The following is a 16,022-nucleotide window of genomic DNA, read 5'->3' on the forward strand; positions in this document are numbered from 1 at the left end:
TTGAAGATATATATGATGATCATCATATAAAATGACAGTATTGAAAGGAAGCATAATGAACAGCAAGATAGCAATTGTGACCGGAGCATCATCTGGAATCGGCGAGGTCACCGCCGAGCGGCTCGTCAAGGCAGGCTACAAGGTGTATGGCAGCAGCCGCCGTGGCGCGCAGGGGCACAGCGGCAAGCGCGCGTTCGAGATGCTGGCGCTGGATGTCAGCAGCGACGAATCGGTGGCGGCCGCCGTCAAGGAAGTGTTGCGGCTTGAAGGGCGTATCGACCTGCTGGTCAACAACGCCGGCTTCGGCGTCGCTCCGGCCGCCGCTGAAGAGAGCTCGATCCGGCAGGCGCAGGCGATCTTCGATACCAACTTCTTCGGGATCGTCCGCATGATCCGCGCTGTCGTGCCGCACATGCGACAGCGCGGCAGCGGCCGCATCATCAACATCAGCTCGGTATTGGGTTATGTGCCGATGCCGTACATGGCGCTTTACTCGGCCACCAAGCATGCGGTGGAAGGCTATTCGGAAGCACTGGACCAGGAACTGCGCACCCAGGGCATCCGTGTTTCGCTGGTCGAGCCGGCCTACATCAAGTCGGCGTTCGACGCCAACCAGTTGCAGCCCGATGAGGCGCTCGAGGAGTATCGCGACTTGCGCGCGGGGCTGGATCGGCGCGTGAAGGAAGCGCTGCAGGGTGCGGATGGTCCGGAGGTAGTGGCGGAGACGGTGCTGCAGGTAGCGCTGGCGGCCAGTCCGAAGGTGCGCTATACCTCGGGCGCGCTGGCTGCTCGCCTGCGCTTCCTGCGTCGATTCGCGCCCGCCGCGCTGGTCGAAGCCGGTGTGCGCAAGGACTTGCGGCTCGACTCCCAGCCAGCGCTGCGTAAGCCGGACATGGCACTGTCACAATGATTTACGATAACAACGGGAGCTGCAAATGAAAGCCTATTTCATCAAGCGCTACGGCAAAGCGGAGGTGCTTACTTCGGGTGAACTGCCCGAGCCGGCATTGCGCGAGGATGACGTCCTGGTGCAGATTCATGCGGCCGGCGTCAATCCGGTGGATTATAAAATCCGCAATGGCGAATTCAAGCTGCTGTTGCCCTATACAATGCCGCTGATTCTGGGTAGCGATCTGGCCGGCGTGATAGTGCGGGTCGGTGCGCGTGTGCGGCGGTTCAAGGTCGGCGATGAAGTCTACGCACGGTCGCACGACGACCGCATCGGCACGTTTGCCGAATTCATCGCGATTAAAGAAGATGCACTGGCCCTCAAGCCAGCCAAGCTGACGATGGAGGAGGCTTCCTCGATTCCTCTGGTGGCGCTGACCGCATGGCAGGCGCTGGTCGAAAAGGGCCAGCTGAAGCAGGGACAGAAAGTGCTGATACACGCTGGTTCGGGCGGTGTCGGCACAATCGCGATCCAGCTGGCCAGGCATATCGGCGCCACGGTCGCCACTACTGCCAGCGCGGCCAACGCCGACATGCTGAAGGGCCTGGGCGCCGATATCGTCATCGATTACAAGAAGGACGATTTCTCGACCAAGCTGAAAGACTACGACCTGGTGCTCGACACCCAGGGCGGCAACACACTGAAAAAATCCCTGAGCGTGCTCAAGCCAGGCGGCAAGCTGATCGGCATCGCCGGGCCGCCCGATCCTGATTTCGCCAGGCAACGCGGCATGAACGGTTTTTTCCGGCTGGTGATGGGGTTGCTCAGTTACGGCATCCGGAAAGCGGCCAGGCGCAACGGCGCCAGCTACTCCTTCCTTTTCATGAAAGCCAGCGGCCGGCAGCTGGGCGAAATCAGCAGTTTAATCGAAGCCGGCCACATCCGGCCGGTGGTCGACCGCGTCTTCCCGTTCGAGCAAACCAGGCAGGCGCTGGACTATGTCGAAACCGGACGCGCGAAAGGAAAGGTTGTGATCAAAGTGCGCTAGCATGGCGGCGTTATCCATGAAAGGCTTGAAACATTCTGCGGCTTGACACCTTATGATTTTTTGCCCAATATCATGCGCATCGGGAAAATGCTCATCCATGAACATTCATCCCGGTGCGCGTTTCCTGTTTCGCAAAGCGCGAGAAAGCAGCTGAAATCGGCGCAAAATCCACACTTACCAATTGAGGTTGCCCCCCAATCGGCTCACTTTCCTGAGCCTGCACGCTAAACGCCACGCACACGTTTCGCTCCCGATCGGGGCGAAGCGCTAAAACACCGCCGCCAGGGCGGCAGGTTGCGTGGCATTTGCAGATTGTTTACCACTGATCGTCAGTGCCCCCTTTTTTTTCTGATAGTACATCTTGGCGCCAAGGTGCTTAAGGATTTTTCTATGATTTATGACGTCGTGATTGCCGGCGCCGGCCCGGTCGGCTTGTTTCTTGCCTGTGAGCTCCGGCTCGCAGAGATCTCGGTGCTGGTGCTGGAACAAGCCGAGGATCCGCTTACTCCGTTGAAGCGGCTTCCATTTGGCATGCGCGGACTGTCGGCGCCCACCATCGAAGCTTTCTACCGGCGCGGCTTGCTGGACGATGTGGCGGCGCCGCAACGCGCGAAAGATGAGGCGGAAAGCAGCAGCGCCTCAAGCGCCGGGCGGGAAGGGCAACAGCCGCGCCGCCAAGCCGGCCATTTCGCCGGCATCCCTTTTGACTACGACAAGATCAACGCCTCGAAATGGCGCTATCGCCTGCCAAGTCCGGCTGCCACCAGCATGGCGGCCGATATGGAGCGCATCGAAGCCGTCCTGGCCGCCCGCGCGAGCGCGGCTGGGGTCGACATCAGGCGCGGATTCGGCGTCGAAGGTGTCGACCAGGTGGACGACGAAGTGATCATTCGCGCAGGCGGCGAGACTTTTCATGGGCGCTGGCTGGTCGGTTGCGATGGCGGCCGCAGCATCGTGCGTAAGGCAGGGGGCTTTGAATTCACAGGCACTGATGCCGAGTTCACCGGCTATTCCGTCCAGGTCGAGATGGCTGACCCGGATCGGCTCAGCCTGGGCCGCCACTATACGCCGACAGGCATGTATTTTCAGTCGCGCCCCGGGAGCATCGCGATGGTCGAGTTCGACGGCGGCGCTTTTCACCGAAGCCAGCCGCTCACGCTCGAGCATGTGCAGGCGGTGCTGCGCCGTATCTCCGGGACCGAGGTCACCCTGACGGCGCTCCAGCTCGGCACCACCTGGACCGACCGCGCTTACCAGGCGACGGCTTACCGCAAAGGGCGGCTGCTGCTGGCCGGCGACGCCGCGCACATCCATTCTCCTTTAGGCGGCCAGGGGCTCAACCTCGGCCTGGGCGACGCGATGAATCTTGGATGGAAGCTTGCCGCCACCATCCGCGGCGACGCTCCGGCCGGCCTGCTTGACAGCTATGCCCGTGAACGGCAGCCGGTGGCGGCGCAGGTGCTTGACTGGTCACGCGCCCAGGTCGCGCTGATGCGGCCGAGCGCACACTCGCGCGCGCTGGAAGCGATCATCCGCGATCTCATCGATACGGGCGACGGCGCGACATACTTCGCCGAGCGCGCGTGGGGCGTGTCGCTGCGCTACGATCTTGGCGGCAGTCATCCGCTGGTGGGCCGCAGTGCACCCGATTTCGAGTTGGCCGATGGCAGCAAGCTTGGCATGCTTCTCAAGAAGGGGAGCGGTCTGTTGCTGGACTTTGACGCCGGCAGGCCGTTGCAGGCGCTGGCCAGCGGCTGGAGCGACCGGATCATATATGTCGCGAGCGACGTCAAGGATGGCCTGGGCTTGAGCGCAGTATTACTGCGCCCTGACGGCGTGGTTGCCTGGGCTGCCGAAGCTGAGGCCAATCAGGAGGAAGCGGCGCAGGCTGCGGCGCGATGGTTCGGCGAGCCGCTGACAGCAGTTTAACGCAGGCGGCAGCTTCGACAGAAGCGCATCGACAGAAGCGCATCGACATGACGCGCGTCCGTTGCCCATGAAGTGACCAGACGAATCAGTTTGCCGTTGACGGCGGGAACGACGTTCAACCGCAGGCAAGAATGGCGACGGCAGGTCTGGACACCTAGCGCTGCTGCGACGCTTGGTGCAATCGTCCGACTGCCAGCGCCAGTTCATCCGGCGTCATCGATGCAAATCCCAGCCGCAAGCCGTTGACCGCCTGGTCGAGCGGCGAGAATTGGCGGCCGCTGCGCACGAAGAGCTGCTTGCCGGCGGCCTGCCGCACCATCGCGTCGACGTCGATGTCTTCCCTGAAAGTGACCCACAAGGCCAGTCCGCCTTCGGGGTTGCGCAGCGTGATGCATTCTCCGAAATGGCCATGTAAGGATTCCAGCAGGGCATCCTTGCGCGCGCGATAGAGTTTGGAGGCACGCCGCAAATGCCTGCGCAGTTCGCCATCGGCGATCAGGTCGGCCAACATCTTTTGCACGACGGCATCGCCGTGGGTGGAGATCAGCAACTGATTTTTGTTCAGCGTGCCGATCAGGTTTTCGGGACCGACTACAAAACCGCAGCGGAATGACGAACCCAGCAGCTTCGACAGCGAGCCGATATAAATCACGTTGCGCTGCCGCGCGTCGCTGGCCAGCGGCAGGTAAGGCCGTCCCTCGAAATGATATTCGTGGTCGTAGTCTTCTTCGATGATGGTGAAGCGATGCTGCTGCGCCAGTGCCAGCAACTTTTGCCGGCGGTCGACGCGCAGGCTGACCGTGCTCGGAAACTGGTGGTGCGGCGTCAGGTAAATCAATCGTACCGGCCGTTGCAGGCACAGCGCCTCGATCTGGTCCACCCGGCAGCCGTCCTGATCGACGTCGACCACTTCAATCTGCGCACCCAGTGCGCGAAATATCGCCCACGCCGGCGGGTAACTGAGCCGTTCCACCAGTACTAGGTCGCCGGGCCGAATCAGCGCGGCTGCAGCCAGATGCAGCGCCATCTGCGTGCCTTGTGTGAGGCAGATATTCGATGCACTGGCAGCCAGGCCGCGCGTGCTGCGCAGCATGTCGGCCAGCGCTGTGCACAACTGCTCGGCCGATTCCTGATTGCCGTACTTGACCCAATTGGATTTGAAGGCTGCCTTCATTGCATTACGATAATAACGATGCAACACGGCTTGCGGCAGCAGGCGATGGTCGGGCGCACCGTTGTCGAAGTACATGGTGTCGCGCGTTCTGCCGGCCTGCGCTGAGGGGACATGAAGATCGTCGAAGTACAGCGGCAGATCGCTGGCGACGAGGTCCGGCGCAAAGCTTGCGTCGTCAGCAGCGCCGCGTTTCTTTTGCGGCGGCTTGCCCGGCGCCGCCGTCGGCGCGAACAGCGTATTGACGAAGGTGCCGCGGCGCGGTTCGCTGACCAACCAGCCTTTGACGATGGCTTCTTCGTAAGCCAGTATCACGGTCTTGCGATTGACGTCGAGGATATGCGCCAGTTCACGCGTGCCGGGCAGGGCGGCGCCGGGCTCCAGACGGCCGCTCTGAATGGCGCCAGCGAGGCAGTCGACGATTTTGCGATAGGAAGCTTTACCGCCTGAATGGTCGAGATCAAGGTTAAGCAGGAGCTGCCATTTTCTCATCTGGACCATGTAAATTATTCAAATCTGGAGGTTTTAATGGTCCTATTCTAACGCCATAATGGTTCGTCATTTATTTCATCAGCACACGAGGATACGATGCCAGGCCAGCACATCATCACATTGGAACAGTCCGGCGCGACTTTTGCCGCAGGGGGCGAGTTGTTGTTGGACGCGGCGCTGGCCGCAGGCATCTCGATACCGTTTTCATGCCGCCGCGGTGAGTGCGGATCGTGCAAGGTCAAGGTGCTCAGCGGTATCCATGAAAGCAAGCCCTATATCGCTGCCGGTACGTCTTATCCGCTGGCGGACGATGAGATGCTGCTGTGTCAGAGCCATGCCTGCGGCGACATGCGCATCGAGATTCCCGGCTGGTCGCTGGATGCCCAGGCATTGCGCTTTGAAGCCGAAGTGTTGAAAAAGGACATGCTCACGCAGGACGTCACGCAACTGGTGCTGGCGCCGCGCCACGCAAAATCGCTGTTCATCCGCGCAGGCCAGTACCTGAAGTTCTATCTCGATGACGGTAGCAGCCGTTGCTTTTCGGTCGCCAATATTCCCGCCGACGATGACGGCAAACTTGTCTTCCATATCCGGCGTGTGGCCGGCGGCCGTTTCTCGGAGCAGATGCTGGACTGTCTTGCCGTCGGCGACGTGCTCAGTATCGAAGGCGCATTCGGCGCGTGCACCTGGCAACCCGGCCCGCATTCGGCCTTGCTGCTGTTTGCGAGCGGCACCGGCTATGCGGGCATCAAGCCGATTCTGCTGGCTGCGCTGGCTGAACAGGAGGCGATGCCTGTCGTGCTGTACTGGGGCGGCGCGCAGATTGATGATTTTTACGAACGGGAATTTCTCGACAAGCTTTCTGCACGCGATGTGCGCTTCAGTTGGCATGGCGTCGTCAGCCAGGCAGGGCAGGTTGCAGAAGGTTTCCGCCAAGGTTATGTGCAAGACGTTGCTGCTGCCGATTCTTACGTGTGGCAGAGTGCACGCGTCTATGCTTGCGGCAATCCGGCCATGGTTAGCGGCGTGCGCGAGCGCTGCCTGGCGCTGGGCTTGCCGGCGCATCATTTCATCGCGGAAGCCTTCGTGCCGTCGGGGGCAATCTCGGTGCCGTTGGCGCAGGGAAGTTTCGATCCGGTGTGGGAGTGTGTCGGCCCGAAATATTCGATCGACGGCATGCTGGCGGCGCGCGAGCAGTCGATCCGTGCGCTCGCGCAAATCGTCGGCAAGCTGCGCGTGGGCATGACTACCGGTGAAGCCGTGGCGATGGCTAACGATCATCTGCGCAGCATGGGATCGTCGCATACCTGGCATCCGACCTATATCCGCTTCGGCGACGATACTGTCAGAACGCCGCGCCAAGGTGTCGAGAAGGAGCGTGCGCTGCGCGATACCGATATTGCCGTGGTTGATCTCGGGCCGGTATGGGATGGTTACGAAGGCGATTTCGGCGACACCATCGTTTTCGGGGAAAACAGCCTGCACCGCGCCTGCGCGCAGGCGGCGCGCGATGTCTTCACAGCTGCCAAGGAGGCCTGGCAGACCGGCCTGAGCGGGCGCGAATTATACGATTTCGCCGAGGCTGCCGCTGCGCGTGGCGGCTGGCAGCTGGAACGCAATCTGGCGGGACATCGGATATCGGATTTTCCGCATGCCTTGTTCGGTCCGGCCAAACTGGCGGAGATGGAAATCGTGCCGAGCGACAGCGTCTGGGTATTGGAAATCCAGCTGCGCCACCCGACCGAACTTGTCGGTGCGTTTTATGAGGATATTCTGATCGGCACGCCAGCTTCAGCCTGAGCCGGCAGAGTATGCGGGATGACTGTTTCAGTCTTCCGCGAGGATGCCGACAAGCAGCCCACCATCCGCTTAACTGACGTTGCACTGGTGTTGTACTAGCGTCGTAAATGACGCGTTCGTCTAGTCCGAACAGGCGTCATCCCATGCTGATTTTCAGCATGTCTACATCATTGACACTAATGAGAGTGTCAAGAAAAAAACATCCGAATCATCAGGCCAAAAACAACCAAATCGGCATGCCATCGTCATTCTCCGGTAACAAAACATACTTACCATTTGGAAAGATTTTCAACGCGTCTTGCCAGCAGCGCTGGATCCATCGCGCATTCGCGCAAACTTAATTTCCTTCCAGGATGTCGACATGGTGCTGAAGCAATGCAAGCCGACGTAAGCAAGTGGTCTAACAGCGGACGCCGTCGCTTGCCGCGGCGCGCATCTAGCCGCGCATTTTGCCACGCATACAGCCACACCTACAGCCGCGGCGCGATCCTGCCGATCGGCATTTTCTTCCTGGCAGTGCTGTGCGTCGGCATATTTGCCGTCTATAACATGGCGCAGGTGACCAGCGACAAGCGGCGCCTGGTCAACGCCGCGGATGCGATTGCCTACAGCACCGCCAACATTGCAGCGGAGGGGCTCAACTACACCGCCTACACCAACCGCGCCATGATCGCCAATTACCAGGCGGTAGGGCAGATGACGGCGATGTGGTCGAACGTCACCATGTCGGACCAGTACTGGAAAAACAATAGCAAGGTGATGAAGGCCACCGCCGCGCTGACCAAATTCATTCCCTATATCGGCGCCGGCCTGTCGAGTGTGCTGAATGCGGTTTCCACTTTCGGCAAGTTCTGGGAAAAAATCGTCGACGGCGTGCGCGTCACCAGCCAGGTGCTGGCCAACGCCGGCACCGCCACTACCTCGCTGACCAACTACGCGATTTTCGCTTCGCAGCAGGTGCATCTGGCCACCACGACGTCAGCCATGATCGCCATGCAGAAGGAACTGTTGACGGCCAATGCGCCGCAAGCCGAGTATGTGCCGCAGACCATCATGTACCAGGTCGCCAAGAGCGTGGTCGATTTCGGCAGCATGATCAAGCTGCACCAGCCGCCGCGCAAGTTCATGGGCAGCACCGAGATGAAGACCAAGCTGCCGGACAGCACCGGCACCGCCGATTTCAACCTGGTGCACCGGGTCATGATGCAGGACATGATCAAGCTGACCAGCGCCATGGGCGGCCGCCGCCTGTTTCCTAACGCGGTCGGCCTGTGGGCGGTGGATGGCTGCAACCTGAGCGGCATCAACGGCATCCTGACCGGGCTCTCGGCCAACGGCCTGGAGCAGATCGTGCCGGCGTTGCAGGGCAACGTGGCGGCGGACGTGATCGGCCCGGTGATTGAAGCTTTCATGAACACGGTCGGCCTCATCGTCAGCCCGATCATGTGTCTGTACGAACGCACCGGCGGTACCCGCATGATCCAGATGCAGGATGGAACCTATGCCTGGAGCAATATCGACATCATGGAGATCAATCCGCACCTGTTCAATATCCATATCCCGATGGCCGGCGCGGTTACCATGTCCAAGGTGGGCCGCCAAGGCCTGGACAAGAACCAGGAAGTGCCTGAAGACCTGGCCAAGTTCGTCGACGTGGTGAAAGATACTTCGTCCTGGAAGAAATCGTTCTGGGGCGAGGCGACCGGCATCGACGACTGCCTGTATTTCACGCTGCCCAACGGCGAGCTGTATGCGCCGCGGATAGGCGGCGCCTGCGGCTCACTGTCTGCCGGCGCGGCCAAGAAATACTACGAGCGCGGCGTCATGAATATCGCCGGATCCTCCGGCGAGCGGGCAATGAAGGGCCAGCCGCAGATCGCTACCGCCAGCCAGACGCTCAACAACGCCGCCATGGCGACTCTGGAACCAGTGATCAATGCGGCGGGCGCAGGCGTCAATTCCTCCAATTCCTCGCAGTCCGCGGTCAATCTGCCGGACGCCAACGCCAGCAACCTGACTGGCGTACTGGGTGGCGCCCCGGCCGGCATGCCAGCCTCCGGCGCCGCGCTGAATGCGCCCAATCCCGGCAGCGCCGATGCCGAAGTGGCGGTGGCGACGGCGATGGCGCAGCAGGCGGTGAACTTCCAGCAGCTCTCCAGCCTGGGCGGCAATGTCGCCACGTCCATCTCGAACATGCTGGGCAGCGGTTTTTCGCTCGCCACTTCAGCATTCGACGATCCAGTGGACGCACCGGACGGTTTTGTCCAGTTCATCCTCAAGGCTCTCGGTCTGGGCGACTTGATCGATGTCCTTAGCATGCGCACTTCGCGCGGCACCGAAACGCTGTTCCAGAAACCCGGCCTGGGCGGCGCAGTGGCGGCTGACATGGGCCTGCCGGCAGAGCGTTTCGGCCTATGGGAAATGCGCGGCGCCAACATGGGCAACTACCAGCTGGGCGACCGCGACGCCAGCAATCTGTTTGTCGCCAGCAAGGAAGTGCAGGACAACGCGTTGAAGGATCTTGGACCGTCGTTCGTGGTGGCGCTGCAGCAAACCGTCGACAAGACGCCGCTGCGGCCGGAAAGCAAATTCAACCTCGGGCGCGCGCCCATGCACGATTACGACACTGAACTCAAGCAGGATTACCTGAAAGCCATCGGCAAGGCGCGCGTGTATTACCGGGCGCCGGTGGAGCGCTGGACCACGCGCGGCCAGATCGTCTCGCACGCCAACCTGATGCTGCCGTACTGGAATGCTCGGCTGGAAGGCTTGAATTACCCCGAGAAAGCGCTGTTCTTCGTCATTAACTGAGATCCCGCCCGGAAAAATTTCATGCTCATGCTGCCCATATTATCCAGCGCATCGCCCAGATTGCGCCGCCAGCACGGCCAGGCGCTGGTCGAATCGATCATTGTCTGCAGCCTGTTCATGGTGTTCCTGTTTGGCCTGCAATGGGTGTGGCGTTTCGGCGAACTGGCGCAGCTCAATGCCGAAGCTCCGCGCTTTGCGGCCTGGGAGCGCACCGCCTACAAATCCGGCGGCGGCGCCGAGACGCAGGCGCTCTACAGCAGCGACAGCAACCTGGCGCCCCAGGTATTCCGCTACGTCTACCTGACGCCGCGCGGCGCGCGCCTGTCGCAAGGCGAGGGCAGCACCGCCTTGATGCAAGACCACCCGGACTGGATGAGCACGGCTGCGCGCTTTTTCACCAGCACGATGAAAGGCGCTACCTTCGGCACGATCTCCGGCAATGCCTTGAGCGTCACCACCAACTCAGACAAAGCACCCGGCGGACCGATGGGATTCGACCCCACGCACAATACGCTGACCAGCCTGAAGCTCGATGACAAGCCTTATGAACGGGTGCAGGTCAACGGCGCCATCGGGCTGGGCGATTTCATCACGGATTTCCTGCAGCAGCGCTTCGGTATCGCACCCGCGGTCGACGGCATGGCCGCAGGCAGTACCAACGCCACCGCGCTGGGCAGCCTGACCATGGTCACCAATTCCTGGTCGGCGCCGGGAGCGGTGGCGATCAAGCGCATGTTTGACGAGCTCAATCCGCTGGCTGCCAGCAACCACGTCGGCATGGTGCTCAACAATGGCAAGTACGGCAACCTGTCGCAGCTGATCGGCGGCGCCTCCGGTTTCGGCAGCAATTACCGGGTAGACAAGGTCGGCATCAACCCGGCGCAAGTATCGACGCTGGTGTCGCAGGGGATGGGCTTTGACTACGGCAGCCTGAAGAATCCGGGCGACCTGATGAAAATCTTCAAGCCAACTGATGAATACAAGGAGAGCTTCGTGTTCAAGGCGGCCACTATCGAGCCTGAATATGTCGGCATCATCTGCAAGGCAAAAGTGCCGAACTCGATCCGCCTGACGCAGTACACCCAGGACGAGCTATGCCCGTCCGGCACGGTGCGCGCGCGCACGATTTCCATGTTCGACAATCCGGCCTGGCGTTTTGTAGCGCCGTAGGGCAGTCTGCAGGAAGTGACGATGATTTTATGGAAATTCATTAATATTCAATATATTACGAATGAATTCTGTGAATTTAGCTTAGGTTTAAAATGTCACTCAGAATGAATACTGCATGCCGGCCTGGCCGCCGCTGAGCTGGCCGCTTTGGGGATTGCGGTCGATATCGGCCTCGACGTACAGCTTGGTGCGCTTCGACAGGCTGTAACGGGCGACCGCCAGGAATTTGTTGTCGACCGCGCCGTCCGCGGTGCTGCGCCAGTAGGCGGTAGTCAGCTCCCAAGCCGGCGTCGGGACGTAAATGGCGCCGATGCCGTTGGTGACCAGGCTGCGGGTGGCGGTGTAGGGTTCGTTCTTCGTATGGTAATGCACCAGCTGCAGCGTGACCGGGCCGATCTCGTAGTAGCCGCCAGCAGTAAACGTGGTCTCGCCGCTGCCGTTGATGCCGCCGTAAGCAATCGCCGCGCCGAACGGATGGCCGTTGTACATCAGGCTGGCGGCTTGCATGCTACCGCTTTGGGTGCTGGCCTGTTCGCCGGCGGCATAGCTCAGGCGTCCGATGAAATCGGAGAAACGGCCGGTATAGACAATCGCATTGTCCCAGGCGTAATTGAGCTGGTGGTTGACCGCGGGCGACCAGCTGGAAACGTAAGTCGGGTCGCTCAGCCAGGAACCGGCGTAGTACAGCGCATTGTACTGGCGCCCCAGGGTCAGTTCTCCATAGCTGCTGCTCAAGCCGACATAGGCGGTGCGTCCGAACAATCGCCCGCCCTGGTTCAATTTCCCGGTATCCAGCGAAAAGCCGTTCTCCAGGTTGAAAATGGCTTTCAGGCCGCCGCCCAGGTCTTCGCTGCCGATCAGGCCCCAGCGGCTGCCGGCCCAGCCCAGTTCGGCGCCGTCCACCACCGATAAAGTATTGCCGGCCCTGGTTTGCTGGTAGCGCACGCTGCTGTCGATAAAGCCATACAGCGTTACGCTGGTGCTGGCGATTTCGGCGTGAGAGGCGTTGGCCGCCAAGGCTAGCAATGCGGCCGATGCAACGGCCAGGCCAGGGAAATGAAATGCGGGGTTTTTGGTAAGAAGAAACATGCGCGGCTCCTGTTCACTAGCCGCGAATATATAGTAGGTTTATATCAGGATAGAACGAATCATTTTGAACAACTATATATGGAATAAATGCATGGTACTTGCCTAAGGCGCGTGAAGAAGTTTTTGCAAATGATCGACCAAAAGCTGTGATGCAACAGGCAACGCGCCGTAAGATCTTAACCAAATTGGGCGCTAGCATGGAATAGGAGCGATGAATCAGGTCTTTTGCTTGAATGGCTTGGTTCGGGACACCGATTTCCCCGATCTTTGAGAACTGGCAAAAAAAAAGTTCACGGATGTCGATTTGGCCCTATCTCGAACGTCTAGTAAGTGAGCGGATCAAAATGCGTATCCGTCATCCAACGTGACACCCAGCAAAGGAGAAATCACCATGTCCCTGCCAACGATCCCCGTTATTACCGTCTTTGAACGGTCGCCCGATGGCGGCAAGGGGCTGGCGCGTGACATGCGCGTTCGCTGGGCGCTGGAAGAAGTGGGCCAGGCTTACGAGGTTCGTCTTGTTTCGTTCGGGGCGATGAAGGAAGCCGCACATCGAGCGCGTCATCCTTTCGGGCAGATCCCGACTTATGAAGAGGATGATCTTGTGCTATTCGAGTCGGGAGCGATTGTGCTCCATCTCGCAGAGCGCCATACAGGCCTGCTGCCCGACAATGCGAATGCCCGGGCGCTCGCGATCACATGGATGTTTGCCGCGCTCAACACCGTTGAACCGCCGATTCTTGATCTCCAAACCACCAAGTTCCTGGAGGGAGACAAGCCCTGGTACGAGCAGCGCCTGCCGCTCGTCCAGAATCGCATCCGTGACCGGCTCGGAGAACTTTCCGATCGCCTTGGCGCTGCCGACTGGCTGGATGGCGCGTTCAGCGCGGGCGACCTGATGATGGTGGCGGTGCTGCTCAGGTTGAAAGCATCGGGCATGCTGGCCGAATATCCGAATCTTTCTGCCTATGTCGCCCGGGGCGAAGCGCGACCCGCCTACCAGCGTGCTTTCGATGCGCAATTGGCGGTTTTCACCGGCAAGCCGCCGACCGCTTGAAAAACTGACGTGTAGTAGCTTTACCAACGGCCGCACAAAACGATATATGGTGCGATTGCAGGAGTCAAACAACGTCTTACAGGTTATGTAGGCTAAATACAAACAAGGAGAAATCATGCGAAAAATCGTTTCATTTGCACATGTGTCACTGGATGGTTTTGTTGCCGCCACCGATGAGGGCATGGCAAGCCTGGGCTGGATAAACTTGAGCGACGAAATGTTTGAATATGTGGAGCAGCGGATTCAGCAGACCGACACTGCCTTATACGGGCGCGTCACCTACCAGATGATGGAGTCGTACTGGCCAACCGCTGCCGAGCAGCCCGGCGCAAGTCGGCATGACCATGCGCACTCGCGCTGGTATAAAACCGCCCGTAAAATTGTGTTGTCGAAAACCCTATTGGAAAAAGATCATCCCAATACCCAAATCATCAGCAGCAATTTAAGCGCTGAAATCGGCAAGCTCAAGCACAGCGCCGGCAGCGAGATTCTGGTGTTTGGCAGTCCCTCCGCCACGCACGCACTGATGGCGGAAAACCTTATCGACGAGTATTGGCTATTCGTCAATCCGATTGTGCTGGGGCAGGGTATTCCCTTATTCAAGAACATCAAGGACAGAACCGCGCTCACGCTGGTGAAAAGTAAGATCTTTGCTTCGGGCGTGGTGTGCCTGCACTACGAGGTAAAAAGAAAGCAATGATGCATTATCGGCATCCGTGAACTGATTGAACCAGTAGGTTGGGTTGAGATACTAGCAGCCGGCACTGCGGCCGGCGCTGGAATAAATCCAGGCTTTTGATCTCAACAAGCATTGCCTGGCTGCGGCAGATAATCAAAGGTGGGAATTACGTGGGCCTTCGATCTCGCCGCCTCGGTGTCTGACCTGGTTGCCAGCTGCAGTCCCGCGCAGATGAGGGAAGGGCAGCCGGCCAGGTAGTGGGCAGGATATTATTTCCGATTGCCCAGATCCATCAGCATGCGGGTCAGCAGATAAAAGCGCGGCACGATGCTGTCGATTTCGGCGTACTCTTCCGGCGTGTGGATGCCGCCGCCGACAATGCCAAAGCCATCCAGCGTCGGGATCCCGACGCCTGCCGAGAGGCTCGAATCGGCTGCGCCGCCGCTACCCTCAAGCGTCAGCTTTTTGCCCAGCTCGCCATAGATGGCTTGCGCCTTGGCAGCGAGTGCTTCTGATTGCGGATTTGCCGGCATTGGCGGGAATCCGCGGGTCAAGTGCGTCGTTACCTGGGTATCGGGGATCAATTTTTTCTCGGATACCTTGGCCAGGTCTTTTTCGACGCGGTCGAATTCTTCGGGAACCGCTACGCGCACGTCGCCGAAGGCAGTCGCGTGATCTGGAATGACGTTAGTCGAGCCCCCCGAGTTGATCACGGTAAAGTTGACCGTCGTTTGTTTTTCGCGATCGCCGAGCTGGCCGAGCTGCAATATCTGGTGGGCGGCTTCCATCGCCGCATTGCGGCCGCTGTCAGGCGCCACGCCGGCATGCGCTGCCTTGCCGGTAACCTCGAGCTTTATCGTGCCGCTGCCTTTCCGCCATACCACCAGGCCGTCGGCCGGACGGCCCGATTCGAGATTCAGTACCACATCGTGCTGCCTGGCGACTTTTTCGATCAGCGCGCGTGAACCGGCCGAGCCGGTCTCTTCGTTGGAGTTAAGCAATAAAGTAATCTGGGCATAATCTTTAAAACCAATCTGCTGCAGGATTCTTAACGCATACAGGCCTGCGACGATGCCGCCTTTATCATCCATGACGCCAGGGCCATAAGCCCGGCTGTCTTTGATATAAAACGGCTTTGCTGCGGCGGCTCCGTGCTTGAAAACCGTATCCATGTGCGCCATCAGCAAAATTTTCCCTTTGCCGGTTCCAGTAAATGTCGCCACGACGTTATTGCCGTTGGCGGGCGTTGCGGCCGGATAGGTTTCAACGCGTGCCCCGATTTTTTTCAGTTCTTCAATCACTATCCCGCTGACCTGACTCAATCCCTGTTCGTCGCCGGTGCCGGTATCGATATTCACCAGGCGCTCCAGCAGTTTCAAGGCTTCGCCCTTGTATTGCTCGGCTTTTTCATAGACCTGTTTATCAGGTTCGGCAAAAGAAGGTGGGGCGGCTAAACCAAGAGCTATACCTAAACCCAGGCTGGAGATGAATGCGGATCGTGCAAGATGAAACATTTTTGTGACCTCCCGTTTGATATTGGATTGCTGAATTCTTGATGGATTTTGGCACAGACTGGATGGCTCCGGCTAAGGATTCTGGGAGATGGTTCAGGCTGCTTCACCAATGCTGCGGGCGGTGGTTTCGCCCATCTGGATGGTGGATGTCTGGTCCGGACTCAATAAAACGGGGAGGGGGCTTGCGTACCAACCATGGCCGATAGCTGCGAAATGCCGCAATTTTTCAATGCTCGGCATTTCGCTATCGATCTCGCCCCATACTCTACTTTCGCAGCGATTGATGCTGCGCGCCTGGAGATGGGCGTCTTCGTGCGCGCCCATCTCCATTGCCAATCAGGTAGGGAGTAAGTGGATCTCGCTTACACTGAGC

At 59.5% G+C, this 16,022-nt stretch carries 13 protein-coding genes; 8 read left to right on the top strand and 5 right to left on the bottom strand.

Annotated elements, in window-relative coordinates; all coding sequences use genetic code 11:
- The first annotated feature begins 55 nt into the window (after positions 1-55).
- Positions 56-910 carry an oxidoreductase gene (locus CPter91_RS12490; RefSeq protein WP_061940650.1) on the top strand — a complete coding sequence of 285 codons (855 nt, stop codon included), beginning with the start codon at positions 56-58 and terminating at the stop codon, positions 908-910.
- A gap of 25 nt (positions 911-935) precedes the next feature.
- On the top strand, positions 936-1,937 hold the full coding sequence (locus CPter91_RS12495) for an NADP-dependent oxidoreductase (RefSeq protein WP_061940654.1): 1,002 nt from the start codon (positions 936-938) through the stop codon (positions 1,935-1,937).
- 267 nt (positions 1,938-2,204) lie between these two features.
- On the opposite strand, the gene CPter91_RS26935 is transcribed toward CPter91_RS12495, so the two are convergent.
- Positions 2,205-2,426: a hypothetical protein gene (locus CPter91_RS26935; protein WP_167595118.1), complete on the bottom strand. Its 222-nt coding sequence runs from the start codon at positions 2,424-2,426 to the stop codon at positions 2,205-2,207.
- Between CPter91_RS26935 and CPter91_RS12500 the strand changes: the two genes are divergently transcribed.
- Entirely contained in the window at positions 2,328-3,866 is a 1,539-nt protein-coding gene (locus CPter91_RS12500; RefSeq protein WP_061940657.1) for an FAD-dependent monooxygenase, read from the top strand. The genes CPter91_RS26935 and CPter91_RS12500 overlap by 99 nt on opposite strands.
- Positions 3,867-4,020: 154 nt before the next feature.
- On the opposite strand, the gene pdxR is transcribed toward CPter91_RS12500, so the two are convergent.
- Positions 4,021-5,538, bottom strand: a complete 1,518-nt coding sequence (gene pdxR, locus CPter91_RS12505) for a MocR-like pyridoxine biosynthesis transcription factor PdxR (RefSeq protein WP_061940659.1) — start codon at positions 5,536-5,538, stop codon at positions 4,021-4,023.
- An 87-nt stretch (positions 5,539-5,625) separates the two neighbouring features.
- On the opposite strand from pdxR, the gene CPter91_RS12510 reads away from it, so the two are divergent.
- The 3 genes from CPter91_RS12510 (at position 5,626) to CPter91_RS12520 (ending at position 11,310) form a co-directional block, all read left to right on the top strand.
- Positions 5,626-7,329, top strand: a complete 1,704-nt coding sequence (locus CPter91_RS12510) for an NAD(P)H dependent flavin oxidoreductase family protein (RefSeq protein WP_061940662.1) — start codon at positions 5,626-5,628, stop codon at positions 7,327-7,329.
- Between the two features lie 375 nt (positions 7,330-7,704).
- Positions 7,705-10,140, top strand: coding sequence for a pilus assembly protein TadG-related protein (locus CPter91_RS12515; RefSeq protein WP_082792806.1), 2,436 nt, complete (start codon positions 7,705-7,707; stop codon positions 10,138-10,140).
- Between the two features lie 21 nt (positions 10,141-10,161).
- Positions 10,162-11,310 (top strand): hypothetical protein, encoded by a 1,149-nt coding sequence (locus CPter91_RS12520; protein ID WP_061940668.1) that lies wholly within the window; start codon positions 10,162-10,164, stop codon positions 11,308-11,310.
- A 99-nt stretch (positions 11,311-11,409) separates the two neighbouring features.
- Here the strand turns inward: CPter91_RS12520 and CPter91_RS12525 are convergent, their stop codons facing one another.
- On the bottom strand, positions 11,410-12,399 hold the full coding sequence (locus tag CPter91_RS12525) for a porin (protein WP_061940671.1): 990 nt from the start codon (positions 12,397-12,399) through the stop codon (positions 11,410-11,412).
- 391 nt (positions 12,400-12,790) lie between these two features.
- Here CPter91_RS12525 and CPter91_RS12530 point away from each other — a divergent pair, with 391 nt between their 5' ends.
- Both CPter91_RS12530 and CPter91_RS12535 read left to right on the top strand, forming a co-directional pair.
- Positions 12,791-13,456 (top strand): glutathione S-transferase family protein, encoded by a 666-nt coding sequence (locus CPter91_RS12530; protein WP_061940674.1) that lies wholly within the window; start codon positions 12,791-12,793, stop codon positions 13,454-13,456.
- A 115-nt stretch (positions 13,457-13,571) separates the two neighbouring features.
- Positions 13,572-14,156 carry a dihydrofolate reductase family protein gene (locus tag CPter91_RS12535; RefSeq protein WP_061940677.1) on the top strand — a complete coding sequence of 195 codons (585 nt, stop codon included), beginning with the start codon at positions 13,572-13,574 and terminating at the stop codon, positions 14,154-14,156.
- Between the two features lie 248 nt (positions 14,157-14,404).
- Here the strand turns inward: CPter91_RS12535 and CPter91_RS12540 are convergent, their stop codons facing one another.
- Both CPter91_RS12540 and CPter91_RS12545 read right to left on the bottom strand, forming a co-directional pair.
- Positions 14,405-15,649 (bottom strand): M20/M25/M40 family metallo-hydrolase, encoded by a 1,245-nt coding sequence (locus CPter91_RS12540; RefSeq protein ID WP_061940680.1) that lies wholly within the window; start codon positions 15,647-15,649, stop codon positions 14,405-14,407.
- Positions 15,650-15,742: 93 nt separating this feature from the next.
- Positions 15,743-15,973 (bottom strand): hypothetical protein, encoded by a 231-nt coding sequence (locus tag CPter91_RS12545; RefSeq protein ID WP_061940683.1) that lies wholly within the window; start codon positions 15,971-15,973, stop codon positions 15,743-15,745.
- Positions 15,974-16,022: the final 49 nt, after the last annotated feature.

The organism is Collimonas pratensis (assembly GCF_001584185.1).
GTDB classification, from domain to species: Bacteria; Pseudomonadota; Gammaproteobacteria; order Burkholderiales; family Burkholderiaceae_D; genus Collimonas; species Collimonas pratensis.

What these genes read in the sequence shown, in the direction of transcription:
- CPter91_RS12490 (WP_061940650.1), top strand. Translation starts at nt 56, where the DNA reads ATGAACAGCAAGATAGCAATTGTGACCGGAGCATCATCTGGAATCGGC.
- CPter91_RS12495 (WP_061940654.1), top strand. Translation starts at nt 936, where the DNA reads ATGAAAGCCTATTTCATCAAGCGCTACGGCAAAGCGGAGGTGCTTACT.
- CPter91_RS12500 (WP_061940657.1), top strand. Translation starts at nt 2,328, where the DNA reads ATGATTTATGACGTCGTGATTGCCGGCGCCGGCCCGGTCGGCTTGTTT.
- pdxR (WP_061940659.1), bottom strand. Translation starts at nt 5,538, where the DNA reads ATGGTCCAGATGAGAAAATGGCAGCTCCTGCTTAACCTTGATCTCGAC.
- CPter91_RS12510 (WP_061940662.1), top strand. Translation starts at nt 5,626, where the DNA reads ATGCCAGGCCAGCACATCATCACATTGGAACAGTCCGGCGCGACTTTT.
- CPter91_RS12515 (WP_082792806.1), top strand. Translation starts at nt 7,705, where the DNA reads ATGCAAGCCGACGTAAGCAAGTGGTCTAACAGCGGACGCCGTCGCTTG.
- CPter91_RS12520 (WP_061940668.1), top strand. Translation starts at nt 10,162, where the DNA reads ATGCTCATGCTGCCCATATTATCCAGCGCATCGCCCAGATTGCGCCGC.
- CPter91_RS12525 (WP_061940671.1), bottom strand. Translation starts at nt 12,399, where the DNA reads ATGTTTCTTCTTACCAAAAACCCCGCATTTCATTTCCCTGGCCTGGCC.
- CPter91_RS12530 (WP_061940674.1), top strand. Translation starts at nt 12,791, where the DNA reads ATGTCCCTGCCAACGATCCCCGTTATTACCGTCTTTGAACGGTCGCCC.
- CPter91_RS12535 (WP_061940677.1), top strand. Translation starts at nt 13,572, where the DNA reads ATGCGAAAAATCGTTTCATTTGCACATGTGTCACTGGATGGTTTTGTT.
- CPter91_RS12540 (WP_061940680.1), bottom strand. Translation starts at nt 15,649, where the DNA reads ATGTTTCATCTTGCACGATCCGCATTCATCTCCAGCCTGGGTTTAGGT.
- CPter91_RS12545 (WP_061940683.1), bottom strand. Translation starts at nt 15,973, where the DNA reads ATGGGCGCGCACGAAGACGCCCATCTCCAGGCGCGCAGCATCAATCGC.